This is a genomic window from Nostoc sp. (assembly GCF_036918015.1).
Classification (GTDB): domain Bacteria; phylum Cyanobacteriota; class Cyanobacteriia; order Cyanobacteriales; family Nostocaceae; genus Nostoc.
The window spans coordinates 34,299-50,779 of record NZ_JBALEO010000072.1 but is presented as its reverse complement, the minus strand read 5'-3'; the positions used below and the strand labels follow the sequence as shown (position 1 = coordinate 50,779).

Annotated in this window: 13 protein-coding genes; 8 read left to right on the top strand and 5 right to left on the bottom strand. The window is 42.9% G+C overall.

Features of this window, described 5'->3' with window-relative positions:
* The first annotated feature begins 482 nt into the window (after positions 1-482).
* A complete protein-coding gene (locus V7K61_RS19180; protein ID WP_335055607.1) occupies positions 483-1,202 on the top strand; it encodes a choice-of-anchor K domain-containing protein in 720 nt (239 codons plus the stop codon).
* A gap of 231 nt (positions 1,203-1,433) precedes the next feature.
* Here V7K61_RS19180 and V7K61_RS19175 read toward each other — a convergent pair whose 3' ends face one another.
* The 3 genes from V7K61_RS19175 to V7K61_RS19165 all read right to left on the bottom strand — a co-directional run bounded on the left by V7K61_RS19175 (position 1,434) and on the right by V7K61_RS19165 (position 4,485).
* Positions 1,434-2,558, bottom strand: a complete 1,125-nt coding sequence (locus tag V7K61_RS19175; protein ID WP_335055613.1) for a site-2 protease family protein — start codon at positions 2,556-2,558, stop codon at positions 1,434-1,436.
* Positions 2,559-3,169: 611 nt separating this feature from the next.
* A complete protein-coding gene (locus V7K61_RS19170; protein WP_335055612.1) occupies positions 3,170-4,003 on the bottom strand; it encodes a sulfurtransferase in 834 nt (277 codons plus the stop codon).
* A 65-nt stretch (positions 4,004-4,068) separates the two neighbouring features.
* Positions 4,069-4,485, bottom strand: a complete 417-nt coding sequence (locus tag V7K61_RS19165; protein ID WP_335055605.1) for a DUF6220 domain-containing protein — start codon at positions 4,483-4,485, stop codon at positions 4,069-4,071.
* Between the two features lie 215 nt (positions 4,486-4,700).
* Between V7K61_RS19165 and V7K61_RS19160 the strand changes: the two genes are divergently transcribed.
* Positions 4,701-5,363: a LuxR C-terminal-related transcriptional regulator gene (locus V7K61_RS19160; RefSeq protein WP_335055603.1), complete on the top strand. Its 663-nt coding sequence runs from the start codon at positions 4,701-4,703 to the stop codon at positions 5,361-5,363.
* A 120-nt stretch (positions 5,364-5,483) separates the two neighbouring features.
* Here the strand turns inward: V7K61_RS19160 and V7K61_RS19155 are convergent, their stop codons facing one another.
* Both V7K61_RS19155 and V7K61_RS19150 read right to left on the bottom strand, forming a co-directional pair.
* On the bottom strand, positions 5,484-7,184 hold the full coding sequence (locus V7K61_RS19155; RefSeq protein WP_335055601.1) for a putative bifunctional diguanylate cyclase/phosphodiesterase: 1,701 nt from the start codon (positions 7,182-7,184) through the stop codon (positions 5,484-5,486).
* Between the two features lie 447 nt (positions 7,185-7,631).
* On the bottom strand, positions 7,632-8,330 hold the full coding sequence (locus V7K61_RS19150; protein ID WP_335055600.1) for a 5'-methylthioadenosine/S-adenosylhomocysteine nucleosidase family protein: 699 nt from the start codon (positions 8,328-8,330) through the stop codon (positions 7,632-7,634).
* Between the two features lie 260 nt (positions 8,331-8,590).
* On the opposite strand from V7K61_RS19150, the gene V7K61_RS19145 reads away from it, so the two are divergent.
* From V7K61_RS19145 to cpcA, 6 genes are all read left to right on the top strand, one after another.
* Positions 8,591-11,344 (top strand): efflux RND transporter permease subunit, encoded by a 2,754-nt coding sequence (locus tag V7K61_RS19145; RefSeq protein ID WP_335055599.1) that lies wholly within the window; start codon positions 8,591-8,593, stop codon positions 11,342-11,344.
* Complete coding sequence (gene hpnA, locus V7K61_RS19140) at positions 11,344-12,354, top strand: hopanoid-associated sugar epimerase (RefSeq protein WP_335055597.1); 1,011 nt, start codon at positions 11,344-11,346, stop codon at positions 12,352-12,354. Before V7K61_RS19145 ends, hpnA begins: the two co-directional genes overlap by 1 nt.
* 70 nt (positions 12,355-12,424) lie before the next feature.
* On the top strand, positions 12,425-13,444 hold the full coding sequence (gene hpnH, locus V7K61_RS19135) for an adenosyl-hopene transferase HpnH (protein ID WP_334716559.1): 1,020 nt from the start codon (positions 12,425-12,427) through the stop codon (positions 13,442-13,444).
* Between the two features lie 173 nt (positions 13,445-13,617).
* Positions 13,618-14,433, top strand: a complete 816-nt coding sequence (locus V7K61_RS19130) for an alpha/beta fold hydrolase (protein ID WP_335055595.1) — start codon at positions 13,618-13,620, stop codon at positions 14,431-14,433.
* A gap of 419 nt (positions 14,434-14,852) precedes the next feature.
* The gene (locus V7K61_RS19125; protein WP_289795183.1) at positions 14,853-15,374 is read left to right on the top strand and encodes a phycocyanin subunit beta; all 522 of its coding nucleotides are present in this window, start codon (positions 14,853-14,855) and stop codon (positions 15,372-15,374) included.
* Between the two features lie 91 nt (positions 15,375-15,465).
* The gene (cpcA, locus tag V7K61_RS19120; protein ID WP_012411562.1) at positions 15,466-15,957 is read left to right on the top strand and encodes a phycocyanin subunit alpha; all 492 of its coding nucleotides are present in this window, start codon (positions 15,466-15,468) and stop codon (positions 15,955-15,957) included.
* Positions 15,958-16,481: the final 524 nt, after the last annotated feature.

Sequence of the window (16,481 nt, the reverse complement as noted above, 5' to 3'; positions counted from 1 at the left end):
ATTTCTCGGTTTTCGCACTATCCCTCAAGCTCAACGTGCTTTAGCCAATCAAATCCAAAAGGTTTTTTCTTTCTTTGTATGAAACCACCCTGCCTCCCCGCAAGCGAGGAGGGGGCTAAGATGTACCTCATGTGATTAGGAAACGCTATACGTAATTACTAGACTTCTTGCATAAATCAAAAAAAAGAACCCTACTTTGCCTTTGACTTACGTCAAAGTCTTTACTCCTGCTGGGTTTAGCGTGTTAGGGAACTTGTTGCAAGAGGTTTACCGTTTTACTAATTACAAATTAGTGAAATATATTTTAAAAAACCATAATTGTAACTTAATAAATATAAAGTATTCATTAAATTGTTTTGAAATACACATAAAATTTTTATAAAAAATACAATAAGATGTTGGCGGATTTTCCGTAAATTTACTAAGGTAGATTGAAGACCTACTTGAAAGAAGCTCCAGAATGATAATTAAAACCTAGAATTATGAAACTTAGTTTTGTTTTCGCTACTGCTATATCTAGTTTTTTTGTGAGTTTGACCACAGGATTTAGTTTCTCTGGTCAAGCACAAGCTCTAACTTTTTCTGGCATCTCTAGTGCGACATGGGGAAATCCTACTCCAGGAATCACTGATACTAATCCCATATATACAGGTGTGGGAAGTAACATATTTACTTGGGGTCAAGCTAATTTGCCGCCAGGACTTCCAAATAAACTAACCTCCAATGGAACTTCATTTTCTGCGGACATTAACTCTGTATTCAAAATAGCTGATTTAACTTACTTTAATGGAAAGGTACGCATTGATTCAAGCGTTGAATTTGTACCTTTAAATCTCAATGTATCTTTCAGCCCTCCTGTGGGAACCAGCCAAGTTTTTGACTTCAACTTGCGTTTAGTAAATACACTTAACGACCCAAAAGATCCTGAAAAGAGTGCAGACTTAGTATTTTTAGACACAAATTTCAGTAATCGCAGTTTCACCTTTGGAAGTAATAAATATACCCTTGAGTTAATCGGTTTTAATCCAGACAGTCGCCAGATAAGTATTAAAGCTTTTGAAGAAGCTACAACTACAACAGCTATTTATGCCAAAATCACAACTATACCCGAACCTGCGCCAGTGGTGGGTCTATCCTTGCTAGGGATATACCTGATATCTCGTAAAAATTCTTGGAAAAGAAATACAGGGAATAAGGAATAGATATATACTGAGTTTTATTCAAAAATTAAATAGGAGTGCTACATAACAATCCGATTTGATTTTTGAACTTATTTACGGGGACAGATAAGAGGCAACGGTCAAGAAGGCTCTTTCAATTGTACGGAGTTTTTTTATGCAATCAAAAATTTGGGTGATAAAAATGTAGAGACGCGATTTGTCGCGTCTCTACAAGGGTTTACGGTTTTTTGATAGATGCGATGAATTGCGTCTTTATGCAGGGTTAGGTTGGGTTCGGTTTTGAAGTAGCTGGATAATTGCAGCTTTTTCTAAGATTCCAACTAGGACGCCATTCTCACGAATTACGGGAAGCACAGATAGTTTTTGTTGTTCGAGTAACTGCATGACTTCCAGTAGAGGTTGATCTGATTGGACTGTGGTAGATTCGGTAATTGGTCGCATGACTTGTTTGACTTGAGTTTCTGACCACAGTGCTGTAGGGATGGTTCGTAAATTATCAACTGCGATCGCACCTACTAATTGTCCATCATCATCAGTCACTAAGAACCGATGCCAGTTTTGCCCACTTATGACTCGCTCATCGGCAAACTCTCTCAGGGTAAGATTAGCAGAGACAATCGGGCTGTCATGAGTTACAGCATCCTCGGCTGTCAAACCTGTGAGTTTTTCTTGCACTCTGGCAAATTGAGCCGAATTACCAGCATTTTGCAACAAGAAGAAGCCAATTAACAAATTCCAGAAGTTACCGGCGTTGCCAAATAATAGTAAGGGAACTACACCAGAAAGAATTGCTACCCAACCAAAGATTTGCCCGACTCGACTAGCAAAGGTTACACCTTTATAAGGATTACCTGTAATTTTCCAAACGATAGCTTTCAGTATATTTCCGCCATCTAAGGGCAAGCCAGGAATCAGGTTAAACAGGGCTAATGCCAAGTTAACAGAAGCTAGAACACCAAGAATTGCAGCTAACGGCCCTGATGCAGATGTAGTAACACCAATCGCTGTAACGATACCGCATAGTAGTAAGCTTACCATTGGCCCAGCGATCGCTACCCAAAAAGCTTCACCTGGGGTTTTCGATTCTTTTTCTAAGCTCGCCAAACCGCCAAATATAAACAGCGTGATGGATTTGACATCAATTCCCTGACCAATCGCAACAAAACTGTGGCCTAATTCATGGGCGACGACAGAGGCAAATAACATCAGCGCTGTCATCAATCCTAGTAGCAAAGCTAATCCCGCAGACAATTGGGGAAATTGCGCCGCCAGTCCACTGCTATAGCTCCACGTTACCAAACCCAGAACTAAAAACCATGACGGATGGATATAGAAGGGAATTCCGAAGAGATTACCAACGCGAATTGTGCCATTCATGTCGTTCACCTTTGATTTCAGCTTCGAGAGGTTTGTTTTCGTCCTTCTCGATGTCTCTAGTGTAACGAAAGGTTAAGAGATTTTAATCTTGATGGCAGTAGTGGTGTCCGTCTGTAAAGGTGCGGTTATTGGTAATATTGTCAGCATCCTAATTCAGGAGGTAGGAGCAACCCACGAGAAGTTCGACAGAGCTAAACTAATCAGCATTAAAGTTGCATTAGGGCGGGCAAGATGCCATAGGTGTCAACTTAAGCTGGAAATAGCTTATCTGTTGGCTTCCATGCCCGCCCGGAAATAAATTTTCGGGCTAATAGCTTAAGTCTACTGAAGTAGACTGGAGATTTTTGGCAATATTTAGTCATCTTCAGATGACTTTAGCTATGAGACGGGAATTTCAATTCCCGGCGGACGAGCGGTTTCACGTTAAGTTGACACCTATGGCAAGATGCCCACCCCACAAGATATTGAGAAAATTTTAATATGCAAATTAAATGTGTTTTAGTTTACCTGTGAGATTTGTCGTTGCGTAGCCTCTTATAGAGAAGGAAAGTTTTTTACTTTACTTTTTTCCTCCTGCCTTCTGCCCTCTGCCTCCTGCCTCCTGCCTTTCTTTACCTCTCGATCGCTACATCAGGCAAGCGACTCCATTCATTCCAAGAGCCATCGTAATTCCGAACATTCGGATAGCCCAATAAATACTTTAAGACAAACCAGATATATCCAGAACGCCCACCGATAGTACAGTAGGGAAACACTTCCTTATCAGCCGTAATGCCCTTACTGGTATAAAGATTTTTCAACTCGTTGAATGATTTAAAAGTTCCATCTTCATTGAGAATTAAGGTATGCTCAAGATGCACTGCACTTGGAATATGTCCAGTGAGTTGACCTTCTTGTGGTGGCCGATCGAAAAACCACTCACCAGAGTATTCTTGCAGTGTTCGGACATCCAATAATATGCGATCGCTTCTACCTATCGATGCCTGAACTTCATTGTGTAATACTCGTAGATGAGCATCAATACCTTTGGTATGGTAATCAGTAGAAGCAAATGTAGATAATTCAGTTGCTAGTGGACGACTTTCTGATTTCCATTTTTGGTAGCCGCCATTGAGAACTCGTACATTCTCATGTCCAAAGACTTTCAACAACCAGAAAATCCAGGCTCCTGTTCCCGGATAACTGCCATAAGCAATCACTGTGGTGTCATTGGTGATGCCTGAATGTGCCATTAGCTTTTCAAAAGCGATCGCATCCAAATTCATCTTCAAGTCGGGCAAAAGTAAGTCTGTAAAGATGTTCCAGAAGACAGCACCAGGTATGTGAGCATTTTTGTACGGCTCTGGACTCACATCCACTTCAATAATACGGATGTTTGGATCGTTAAGATGATTTGCAAGCCATTGGGTATCAATGAGAACAGATGGATCGGCGTATTGAGACAATTGAGACACTTGTATTTCTCCTGTAATAGCGCGAAAAGAATTGAAAATTGTGTTTCCTCAACGATTTAGTCTTGGTTGTGGTTGGGAAATACGATGTGTGATGTCCGATGCACTAAGGTTGTGGAAATAGAGAATAAAGAAAAGCCGATGAGTGGGTGGAACACTGCTAAAGGCAAATAATGCAAGTGAATTGTGAGAAATTGCAGTCCTAGCAGCACTGGCATACTTGCCGTAAGGTTTCGGATTCTTCGAGGAAACGGAATTAAAAACACCCATACCAACAAAATTAGTGAGAGTCCGCCATATCCTCGCACGAGCCAAATATGTAGGTTCCACCAATCAGAGTTGTAAAAGTAAGCCAGTCCAACACTGAATATTTGGATTATTAAACAGAGATTGAAAAGCACTGCGGCGATCAAAAAACTGATTTTAATCCAGCGCCCAGATATCTGTGTGTCATCAATGCCAGAATTTACAGTCATGTAAAGTAATCCCAAAAACCAAACAAATTAGTCATTGGTCATTGGTCATTAGTCATTAATAAAGAGTTTTTTGGTACATACCTCGCAACAGAGTGGGCGAAAAAACTAAGGACTAATAACTAATGACTCCGCGAAGCGGTTTGATCTGACTAAAGCTAAGATAAGTCTGGTTGCGATACTGCGGCTAGACCTCGAACGAGTACACTTTGCAAATCATGGTTGCCTTACAAGCTCTATTTCATGGAATTGCTCAAGCTGAAGATGAACAGACTTTGCGATCGCACATATCCGCAGAAATGAGTGAGTATTTTTCAGCTACACGATGTGGGCTGTTTTTCTTTGCCCAAATTTCTTTAGTTGACAGCAAGATTCAAAAAGCACTGCAAATTGCATTATCACCTCAACACAATCCAGTTGCACGCTACTTGCTAGAACGTCATGCCCCTGTTCATGAAGCTTTGGTAGTAGAACCTAAAACATGGAAATTGATTTGTCCTCGTGCCGATCACTGGCACGTCATGGCAGGGCCAATTGTCAGCAATGGTGAGTTAGTAGGTGTGGTAGGTTTGACTCGTCAGCAAGGAATGCCTGCATTTGATTCACAAAATCTTACAGATTTGAGTGCGCTTTGTCTGCATATTTCTACTTGGGTGGCAATGGCGCGATTGCAACAACCACTATTACAGACAAAGCGTTTAACGCCTCGTGAAATGCAAATTGCTTCCTTGGTGGCTCAAGGACAAACCAATGCAGAAATTAGTGCTGAACTTTGGATTACTGAAAACTCTGTCAAGCAAGCCTTAAAAAGGATGTTTCGCAAGCTTGAAGTTTCATCTCGCGCTCACATGGTTGCAAAGCTTTCCACAGTTTCAAAATAAATGACCTTTTATTGCCTGATTAATCCCGAATTTCTCTCCTCATCTCCCCCTGATAAGCATTTCTATGAAAATAATAAAGTGAAACGCGATCGGGGGGGATCTTCTGGCTTAGGCATCCACTTATGCTGGAATTTTCTCCATCTGCTGAGAAATTTTCTGCAACATCGGGGTAATTAGCTCGGCGGGCACAGGACAACTGAAGTAGTAACCCTGACCTTCATCACATCCCAGCATTTTCAGGTAGTCAAGCTGTTCTTGGGTTTCCACACCCTCTGCCGTGATGTTCAACCGCAGGCTTTTTGCCAGGGCAATAATCGCATTCGTGACGGCAGCACTATCAGGATTGGACGTGACATCCTGTACAAATGAGCGATCGATCTTGAGCATATTCACGGGAAAGCGCTTCAAGTAGTTAAGGGAGGAATAACCAGTACCGAAGTCATCTAGAGCCAAGCATATACCCAGTTCTCGTAATTGTTTTAAGGTTTTAACCGATCGCTCCATATCAGCCATCAAGAAGCTTTCTGTCACTTCCAATTCCAGGTAAGATACTTGGAGTCCAGTCTCCTCAAGAATTTGGCTGACGACCTCAACCAGATACGGTTGTTCAAACTGTCGAGCTGAAAGATTTACAGATATCCGAATTGGGTTAAATCCAGCAAGCTGCCAAGCACGGTTTTGGGTACAAGCAGTTCGCAAGACCCATTCGCCAATTGGTACGATCGCACCATTGGCTTCTGCAATGGGAATAAACTTGGCTGGAGAAACCAAACCTAATGTCGGATGCTGCCAGCGAACCAACGCTTCCATAGCTGTAATTTGTCCGCTGTGTAAATCAATTAGAGGTTGATAATAAACCAGCATTTCATTGCGCTCAAGCGCCCCATGTAATTGATTTTCTAAATTTATTCGCTCCTGCAACTGAGCATTAATTTCCGGTGAATAGAATTGGTATTGGCTACGCCCTTGTTGCTTTGCCTGGTACAGTGCTATATGAGCCTGTTGCAAAAGTTGATCTACGCTATTCTGCTCATTTATTCCATTAATTGTGATGCCGATGCTGGCGGTGAGATGAATCAAATTACCCTCTATGGAAAAGGGTTTGCTCAGGGTATTTAACACCATCTGAGATAGCTTAATCACGCTTTCAAAAGAAACAATATCTATACGGGCAATGGTAAATTCATCTCCACTCAAATGGGCAACAATATCTGTTTGGGTCATGCAGAGTGATAACCTCTGAGCAACTGCTCTTAACAACAAATCTGTTGTTTCATGCTCCAAACCATGACTCATAGCAGTGAAATCATCAATACCCAGTAAAAAAACGGCTACAAAGCGCTGGTTATTTTCGGGTTGAGATACAGTCTGATGGAGGCGATCGCGGAATAAATCACGATTGGGTAATCCAGTTAGATCGTCATAATTACTGATGTAGTGAATTAACTCATCTAATTTGTGAAGAGTTTGTGAGGTATCTGCCATCAATGTACCGACTTCATCAGCAAATTCTGTGGGTAATTCAGGCAAGGTTTTGGTGTTTAGATAATTTTGCAATGCCGCAGATGTCAAAATAACCGGTTTGAGGAGGTGGTGTATTGCGTAGAGGGTGGCGGCTGTACCCGCTAAAGTAGCCAACAGAGCAATAAGCATAACTCGGATCGTCATCTCTAAGGAATAGGAGTTTGAGATAACGAAACTCAAGAGTAAGCTTAGAAGTGGTATGTGAGTACCCAAAAATGCCACCAACATGATCTTAGCGGTGTAACTTTTTTTGAGTAATGGAAAACTAGCTAGGAACGAGTATAGATTGAGCTTCATAAATTCTGTTTGGTAGTTGGTAAATTAGTTCCGAGCTATTCTGGCAAAAGGGTATTTTTGATTTACAATTCAGTGCAGTTAGCTCTCATGGAACCCAACCCTGATAAGGTTATATATTATCGTTCCCAATCTAGGTTTCTACTTGATATGTTTGACTATAAAGTTTATGTAAAACTTATCCATAAACAATCTCATAATAAATACTTACATCATGTTGATTTTTATTAGTTTGTCTTCAGGTGATGTCATAGGAAAAAAATATATAAATTCGATTTTATTAGTTAAAAATTATTTTTATAACTAACGACAGAGACACAGAGAATGCAAATATAGTAAAGAGATATTTTCACAAATGATTTAGGATTGCTATATTTTGTCAGGGCATAGCAAAACTGTGTCCCTATCGCATGGTTATTTACCTATGGGTTGCTGTAAAGATGTAACAGATTATTTATTGCTAGAGCCTGAAAAAAGCAGATTTGTAACTTGCTCTAACACCTTTAATGCTGTTAATGAACCTCGAATCAACCGAGTAGCGGCAAAGGGTTGTCGAAGCATGGCGATCGCTAACGGAAAAGGGTTGAGAGAGCCATCAGAGTTAATTGCTGGTGTGAGATCGGGGATATTATGCTGACAATCGTCGCTAACTACTCGCAGCATTGCCACAGACACTCCAGCCGCATTGAAAAATTCTAAAGCGGTAAATCCTTCCATATCAACAACATCAGCCGCCAAAGTCTCACCTAAATGACGTTTTTCGGATGCAGACCAAATTAGGCGATCGCTTGTCAGTGACTTGACTAAATTTAGTGCTGAGTGCTGAGTGCTGAGTGCTGAGTGCAATTGTGTTGTAAAAGTGCGATCGCATTCTTGCTGTTTCCCCTGATAAACACAATCTTGATACAGCACAAGATCGCCGACTGTGTAGCGATCGCTCAAGCTGCCACATATACCCATAATCAGCACTCTGGATTTTGGAGTCAGAAATTGTCCTTGTTGCAGGTATTTTAGTAAAGGCTTCATCCCAACAGGTATGGGTACTATTGTTGGGATGGAGGCAGTAATGCCACTTAATCCGCGACACACAGCTTTGTATTCTGCTCCTTGAGGTACCAGAATGGTGTTGATGGGCAAAAAATTAGGCACTAGCTGTCTCGATAGTTTTAAATTTTAACGGTCAATATAATGTTTGAAGTAGCGGGCGTGGCGCAATTCTTCTTTACCAACTCAGTACTGAGTGCTGAGTGCTGAGTAAATTTAAGAAGTACTGCTTGCATTAAAGATTGGGTCATATCTGAGTGACAATAAGTAATATTGCTGTTTAGTAGTAACCAAAATTAGCAAACCGAAGATGATTGCTGTAGCATGACTAAATAATTGTGTCATCCACACGATAATTTTCCAAGATGGTAAAGCTTCATAACTCCAAATCCGCACGAGAACTCTTCAATATTTCCAAATTGGCAATTCAATTTTCGTGGCTGACGGTGAGTTTTTGGATTGCCGTAACGGTAGCTGGTGTTCTGGCTTTCAGTTCCCTGAAGTATGCTTTGTTTCCAGATATTACCTTTCCAGTGGTGGTTGTAAATGCTACAGCCCCCCTAACAACTGCCTTGGATACAGAAGCGAAGCTCACTAAACCCCTAGAAGAACGCCTCCGCTCTCTAGAAGGACTGGAGAATATTCGTTCATCAACCTATCCTAGTCAAACAGCTGTTGCTCTTTCTTTTGCTGTTGGGACGAATTTAGAAACATCGACCAAAAAGGTTGAAACTGCCCTCAAGCAGTTGACTCTACCTCAAGGAGGAACTTCTAAAATTATTCCTCTGAATTTAAACGAGTCAGCCGCCATTAGCTATGCCATAGAGAGTCCTACACGAAATCTCAAAGATTTGACGAAGTTGGCACAAGATGAGATTGTCAGTGCGATCGCTAAATTACCAGGAGTATTAAAAGTCTCACTACTAGGCGCTGCGACTGCAACTGCTCCGGTAAATCCAGCGAATGCGAGTGCAACGGTCCCCCAAGGTGGGGCGACATTAGTCCGGTTTAACGGTGAAGATGCACTCGCATTTCAGGTAATCAAACGCGGTAACGCTAACACTTTGGAAGTCGTGAGTCATGTTGAGAAAGAAGTTCAAAGGCTACGCTCAACCCTTAAAGATGTCAAAGTCACCTTAGCTGCCACCCAAGCAGAATATATCCGTCAAGCCACCCAGTCAACAATCGATGCTTTGCTGGAAGCAGTCTTGTTGTCTATCGTAGTGATTTTTCCTTTTTTGTGGAATTGGCGGGCAACTCTGATCTCTGCCTTGGCGATTCCTACATCTTTGCTGGCGACGTTTATCGTCATGGCGATTTTCGGCTTCAACCTGGAAACAATCACCCTGCTGGCTTTAGCTTTGGTGATTGGTAGCATTGTTGATGATGCGATCGTGGATGTGGAAAACATCATGCGACACGTTGAAGATGGTGAAACTCCTCGCCAAGCAGCGCTTTTGGCGACAAATGAGATTGGGTTGACAGTTACCGCCGCGACTTTGACAGCAGTAGCAGTTTTTCTACCCATAGGTTTAATGGGTGGAGTAATTGGTCAGTTCTTCAAGCCTTTTGGTATCACTGTTTCAGCGGCGATGCTTGCTTCTATGCTAGTTGCTCGGACTTTATCTCCAGTTTTGGCTATCTACTGGCTGAAACCTAAATCCTCACTCTCCCCGCGTCGAGAAGGAAAAATCTGGGTAGCTTTTACCCAATTTTACGGAAATTTACTGAGTTGGTCTTTAAATCACCGGAAAATAGTTATCGGGTTAGCTGTCTTCAGCTTCATCGCAGGTATAGTGCTGATTCCACTAATTCCCAAAGGATTTATTCCCAAACTCGATCGCGGCGAATTTAATATTGCTTATACGGCTCCTTTGCCGAGTATTCCTAGTGGAGGAGAGGGGCAGGGGAGAGGAGCAGAGGGGCAGGGGAGCAGAGGGGCAGGGGAGCAGGGAAGAAATTCTAGTCCCCAGTCTCAAATTCCCAACCCTTTAAATGATTCTCTAGAGGTTGCGAAGAAATTAGAAAATGTAGTCAGAAAATCACCGACAGTTGAAACGGTATTTACTACTGTTGGTTCTCGTGAGGGTGAGCCGAATAAAGGGATACTATATGTAAAGTTAAAGGAAAACCGCACAATCACAACAGCCGAACTACAGGATCAGTTGCGCTCCTCCTTACCTGTTCTTTCTGGGGTAACTACTAGTATTGAAGATATTCAATTTGTCGATTCTGGCGGTCAAAAACCTCTGCAAATAGCATTACAAGGTGATAATCTCCAAGCTTTGAGCAAAGCAGTCAAAGCCATTAAAGAAAGGATTCAAAGGCTACCGGGATTTGCTGATGTTACAGTTACAGGTGCAACGAATCCACAGGGCACGGTTTTTCAGATCGAGCGTTTGAATAATCAGCGCGTGGCTTACATCAGTGCTAATCTTGGCAAGGATCTGTCTTTGGGTGATGCCACTGACAAAGTGGTAGCGGAAGCAAAGGCGGTGTTACCCTCTAATGTTTCCTTAGATTTAGGAGGAGACTCTGCCCGTCAAGGTGAAGTATTTAGCAGTTTCGGCACTACTCTGGCTCTATCTGCTCTGTGCATTGTCATAGTATTAATTTTACTATTCAAAAGTTGGGTAGACCCTCTGGTGATTGGTGTTTCTTTGCCTTTAGCACTGGTAGGAGCGATGTTGGCGCTACTGATTACCAAGAGTGACTTTGGCATGATCTCATTGATCGGTTTCGTCTTTTTACTAGGGCTGGCAAATAAAAATGCCATTTTGCTTGTAGATTACATCAACCAGTTACGCAATGCTGGCTTAGACCGTACCGAGGCGATTCTCAACACCGGACTAGTGCGCCTCAGACCAATTATGATGACCACGGCCTCCACTATTTTAGGGATGTTACCGATCGCTTTAGGTTTAGGTGCTGGTTCCGAATTGCGATCGCCTATGGCTGTAGCGATCGCAGGTGGACTAGTAACTTCAACTATTCTTAGTTTGATTGTTGTGCCAGTAGTTTACACCATTTTGGATGATTGGTTTCCCCGGTTTAAGAAGGGGAGTAGCACTTCGGCTTCGCTCAGTGACCGGGGAACAGGGGAGCAGGGGGGAAGTTGATGCAGGTTTTTATCACGGGGGGTACGGGTTTTATTGGCGCCCATTTGGTACGGTTGCTCCTACAAGAAGGATATGCAATCAAAGCACTGGTACGCTCAACCAGCAATTTGGAGAATCTACGCGGTTTAGAGGTGGAAATTGTCAAAGGCGATTTGAACGATCCAAATCTCTGGCAACAAATGGCAGGTTGTCAATACCTATTTCATGTCGCAGCCCATTATTCCCTGTGGCAAACAGACCGTGAATTACTTCACCGTCACAATGTCCTGGGTACGCGCAATGTGTTGGCAGCAGCTCGCAAAGCTAACATTGAGCGCACCGTCTACACGAGTTCAGTGGCAGCGATTGGGGTAGGATCGTCAGGGGAAGTTGTCGATGAAACACATCAGAGTCCCTTAGAAAAGTTGGTGGGTGACTACAAAAAGTCTAAGTTTCTGGCTGAACAAGAAGCTATGCAAGCCGTTGCTACAGGTCAGGAGGTAGTTATTGTCAATCCCAGCAGCCCCATTGGCTCGTTGGATATCAAACCTACGCCGACGGGTGATATAATTTTACGGTTTTTACGACGGCAAATGCCTTTTTACTTGAATACTGGTTTGAATTTTATCGACGTGCGGGATGTGGCATGGGGGCATTTACTGGCTTTACAACGGGGTAAATCTGGCGATCGCTATATCTTAGGTCATCAAAACCTCAGTCTCAAGCAACTACTCGAACAACTCGCCGATATCACAGGTCTTAGCGCACCTCAACAAACAGTACCCGCTTGGTTGCCTCTAAGTGTTGCCTGGGTTGATGAAAAAATTCTCGCACCATTGGGTAAATCGCCCTCAGTACCATTAGATGGCGTTCGGATGGCAAAACAACCTATGTATTACAATGCTTCAAAGGCTGTACGAGAATTGGGTCTACCCCAATCTTCGCTAAACGCCGCACTAAAAGATGCTGTGGATTGGTTTGTTACTCAGGGATATGTCAACCCCTCTGGGAAATTCAAAATTCAAAATTGAAGACCCCACACATAAATCTTGGGGTTGAGAAAGTGGTGTATTTATCTTTAAAAGAGGAGCGATCGCAACAATGGCAGTTAATCTACAACAAGCTATGGATATTGGGAAGTATCTTGTTACTCAGCGTTTGAAAGGACGCAAACGCTTCCCCTTAGTATTGATGTTGGAACCTCTTTTTCGGTGTAATCTCGCTTGTACTGGTTGTGGTAAAATCCAACATCCAAAGGAAATATTAAAGCAAAATCTCACCCCAGAACAGTGTTTTGCCGCTGTGGAAGAGTGCGGCGCACCAGTTGTCTCCATTCCTGGGGGAGAACCTCTTCTACACCCCCAGATTGATGAGATTGTCCAGGGATTAATTGAGCGCAAGAAATATATTTACTTGTGTACCAATGGTTTGTTATTAGAAAAGAGCCTGGATAAGTTTCAACCTTCCCCTTATCTAACTTTCAGCGTGCATTTAGATGGAATGCGGGAATTACACGATCAATGCGTAGATCGTAAAGGTGTTTTTGATATTGCTGTTAAAGCCATTCGCGCCGCTAAAGCTAAAGGCTTTCGTGTCACCACTAACACCACTATCTTTGAAGGTACTGAACCTAAAGATATGCAAGAGTTCTTCAACTTTCTGGAAACACTAAATACTGACGGGATGATGATTTCTCCCGGCTACAGTTACGAGTGGGCACCCGATCAAGATCATTTTCTCCACCGCGAACAAACCCGCGCCCTCTTCCGAGAAATTCTGGCTCCCTACAAAAGTGGTGAAAAAAACTGGAACTTCAATCACAATCCGTTGTTCTTAGATTTTCTCACTGGTGATAAGGACTACGAATGCACGCCTTGGGGTAGCCCTAGTTATAGCGTTCTCGGTTGGCAAAAACCTTGCTATCTGCTAAACGAAGGTTATTACTCTACCTTTAAAGAATTACTCGCCCAAACTGACTGGAGTCAATACGGACAGAAGAGTGGTAATCCTAAGTGTGCCGATTGTATGGTTCATTGTGGCTACGAACCCACCGCCGCAATGGATGCAATGCAACCGCAAAATATGGCGCGTGCCCTTGGCAGTGTGTTTGGTAGAAATTAGTAGTCTATCCCAAAAGTTTTGAGAGGTTAATGGTGTTCAGATCCCCCGACTTATTAAAGAAGTCGGGGATCTAACAGCCCCTCAATGCAACAATATCCAGTGAGGATAAAAAGAGGATGCTTTTTTAGAGATATTGCGATCAACTTCTACGAAAATAATCAGGGAAAATACTCATGCCATTTGTATCTGTTCGTGACCTGCAAATGTATTATGAGATTCGTGGCACTGGTCAACGCCTACTTAGTATCAGTGGTACTGGAAGAGATTTGCAGCGATCGCCGACTATTTTTGACTCACCACTAGCCCCACACTTTGAAATCCTAGCCTACGATCAGCGCGGTCTGGGTCAAACCTCAAAACCTGATATTCCTTACACCATAGCAGATTACGCCGCCGATGCAGACTCTTTGTTAAATGCAGTCGGCTGGGAGAACGCTCATGTCATCGGAATTTCCTTCGGAGGTATGGTAGCCCAAGAGTTGGCACTGAGCTATCCGCACCGTGTTAAACGTCTTGTTTTAGCCTGTACTAGTAGTGGCGGTGCTGGTGGATCGTCATATCCACTACATGAACTCGCGAACCTTCCTAGTGAAGAATTAGCTCATCGGCAAATCACAATTGCTGATACTCGTTGGCAAGAGGAAGCTTGGCTCTCTAGCCGAACTGCACAATTTCAGGAATTAGTGAAGCTGACACTAGCAGTTTCTCAAGCGGGTATAGACGAACCAAGTCGTGAAGTTGGGCGTCGTCGCCAGCTTGAGGCTCGTGCTGCTCACGATACATATAATCGACTTTCTCAACTGCATATTCCTGTCTATATCTGCGGCGGTCATCACGATGGCATATCTCCTCCTGCCAATCTTGAGGCAATGCACAAACAGATACCAAGTTCGTATTTAGAGTTCTTTAAGGGCGGTCATGGCTTTCTTTACCAAGACTCCCAAGCATTCAAGCGCGTTATTGCCTTTCTCCAAAATAAATTCGAGTAATTTTACATAAGGCATATAAGACATAACTACAAAGTGACAGTAGCTACAACATTTATTGCCCTCCCACAAGAGCAGCGCTCGGCTCATAAATTAAACATAGACAAAACTATGAAGTTATGTAACTATTTTTCACAAACATAATAATAATTTGTAATAAATTATGATGCGGCAGCATTGTATAAAGAGAACTTGGAAGTAAAAAACAACATCTTAATCAGGTTTTCCAGTCGTTCATAGAAGTTTGAAGTTTTTTAACAAAAGTTTTAATCTGAAAGCCTGGAGATTGTAAACTTATTTCGTTGGGTGTCTGTTTTAAACCTTTCGTAACTCGTCAGGCAGTGCTGACATCAAAAATCAACTGAACCATTCAGTTTTGATTCCAATTATTCTTAACCAAGCAAATTAGGAGATTTAACGCAATGGTTTTAGATGCATTTGCAAAAGTAGTTTCCCAAGCTGATACACGCGGCGAATATCTCTCTGATGCACAATTGGATGCATTGAGCGAACTAGTCAAAGATGGTAACAAGCGTGCAGATGCTGTTAACCGTATTACCAGTAATGCGTCAGCTCTTGTTGCTGCTGCGGCTCGTGATTTGTGGGCAGAACAACCCCAATTGATCACTCCCGGTGGTAATGCTTACACCAGCCGTCGTGCAGCTGCTTGTATCAGAGACTTGGACATCATTCTTCGCTATATCACCTACGCTATCTTTGCAGGCGATTCCAGCGTGCTAGACGATCGTGCGCTCAATGGATTGCGGGAAACCTACTTGGCATTGGGAACTCCAGGAGCTTCAGTTGCTGTTGGTATTCAAAAGCTGAAACAAGCTTCTTTGGCAATTGTCAACGATACAAACAATATCACCAGAGGCGATTGCAGTGCTTTGGCATCTGAAATAGCTAGCTATTTCGATCGTGCTGCTGCTGCTGTAGCTTAAGCAAAGCTTGCATTGCTAATGTTGACTAAATAATTGTCCATAGGACAAAACAAAATTTCAACCATAACGTTTGTAAAAGGGAAATACCAAAATGACAAAAACACCTCTAACTGAAGCGATCGCATCGGCTGATTCTCAAGGACGCTACCTCAGCAGCACCGAAATTCAAGTTGCTTTTGGTCGCTTCCGCCAAGCTCCTGCTAGCTTACAAGCAGCAAAAGCATTGAGCGCTAATGCTCAACGCTTGACCGAAGGTGCTGCTCAAGCAGTGTATAACAAGTTCCCTTACACCACTCAACAACAAGGCCCTAACTTCGCGTCTGATGCGCGCGGTAAAGGCAAATGTGTGCGTGATGTCGGCTACTACTTGCGGATTATCACTTATGCTTTAGTTGTTGGTGGCACAGGCCCCTTGGATGATTTCTTGATTTCTGGCTTGGCTGAAATCAACCGGACTTTTGATCTGTCTCCTAGCTGGTACATTGAAGCTCTCAAGTACATCAAAGCTAACCACGGCCTCAGCGGCGACCCAGCTGTTGAAGCAAATTCCTACATCGACTACGTAATCAATACTCTAAGCTAGAGTGTTTCTTTAGCCCGGAGAGGAAATCAGCTCTTATGACAAGTAAGTTCTATGAGTTGTTTATCTCTCCGGGCAGTTTTTTAAGAAAAGCTACCTGAAAACCCTGGAGAAAGAGGAACGTAGTTCTGTATTTTTTGCTTTAGAACAGGGATAAAAGCTACCGACGTAGCACGGTATTTGCTACAACTTTGGGAAAGTTCACAACCCAGTGCCTCTTTTAAGCTACCGTCAATTGGCACAATATTTTTGTCAGCACAAGATTTAAAAACCTACCCTCTGACTAGGGGAAAGTATACGCCCGAAATAACGTAAGGAGATATCACTACGCCCTTGTGGCAAATGTGGTGAGGCAGCGAGGGCAATCTTCTCCCTTTTCTTACGAGACGCTACGTGTTCGCGGAGTGTTCCGTAGGGAAGGAAAGACGCTAGCGCAACGTTAGCAAGTCCGCGTCCCCTATTGAGGAAGCAAGCTATGCGTGGTGTCTGGCACAAAGAGAACGTCTGGAGGTTTCTCCCCCATGAGA

Excerpts from the sequence above, each read along its gene's own strand:
- V7K61_RS19175 (WP_335055613.1), bottom strand. The coding sequence starts at position 2,558 with ATGAATGGCACAATTCGCGTTGGTAATCTCTTCGGAATTCCCTTCTAT.
- V7K61_RS19160 (WP_335055603.1), top strand. The coding sequence starts at position 4,701 with ATGGTTGCCTTACAAGCTCTATTTCATGGAATTGCTCAAGCTGAAGAT.
- hpnA (WP_335055597.1), top strand. The coding sequence starts at position 11,344 with ATGCAGGTTTTTATCACGGGGGGTACGGGTTTTATTGGCGCCCATTTG.
- cpcA (WP_012411562.1), top strand. The coding sequence starts at position 15,466 with ATGACAAAAACACCTCTAACTGAAGCGATCGCATCGGCTGATTCTCAA.
- V7K61_RS19125 (WP_289795183.1), top strand. The coding sequence starts at position 14,853 with ATGGTTTTAGATGCATTTGCAAAAGTAGTTTCCCAAGCTGATACACGC.
- hpnH (WP_334716559.1), top strand. The coding sequence starts at position 12,425 with ATGGCAGTTAATCTACAACAAGCTATGGATATTGGGAAGTATCTTGTT.
- V7K61_RS19155 (WP_335055601.1), bottom strand. The coding sequence starts at position 7,184 with ATGAAGCTCAATCTATACTCGTTCCTAGCTAGTTTTCCATTACTCAAA.
- V7K61_RS19180 (WP_335055607.1), top strand. The coding sequence starts at position 483 with ATGAAACTTAGTTTTGTTTTCGCTACTGCTATATCTAGTTTTTTTGTG.
- V7K61_RS19165 (WP_335055605.1), bottom strand. The coding sequence starts at position 4,485 with ATGACTGTAAATTCTGGCATTGATGACACACAGATATCTGGGCGCTGG.
- V7K61_RS19130 (WP_335055595.1), top strand. The coding sequence starts at position 13,618 with ATGCCATTTGTATCTGTTCGTGACCTGCAAATGTATTATGAGATTCGT.
- V7K61_RS19145 (WP_335055599.1), top strand. The coding sequence starts at position 8,591 with ATGGTAAAGCTTCATAACTCCAAATCCGCACGAGAACTCTTCAATATT.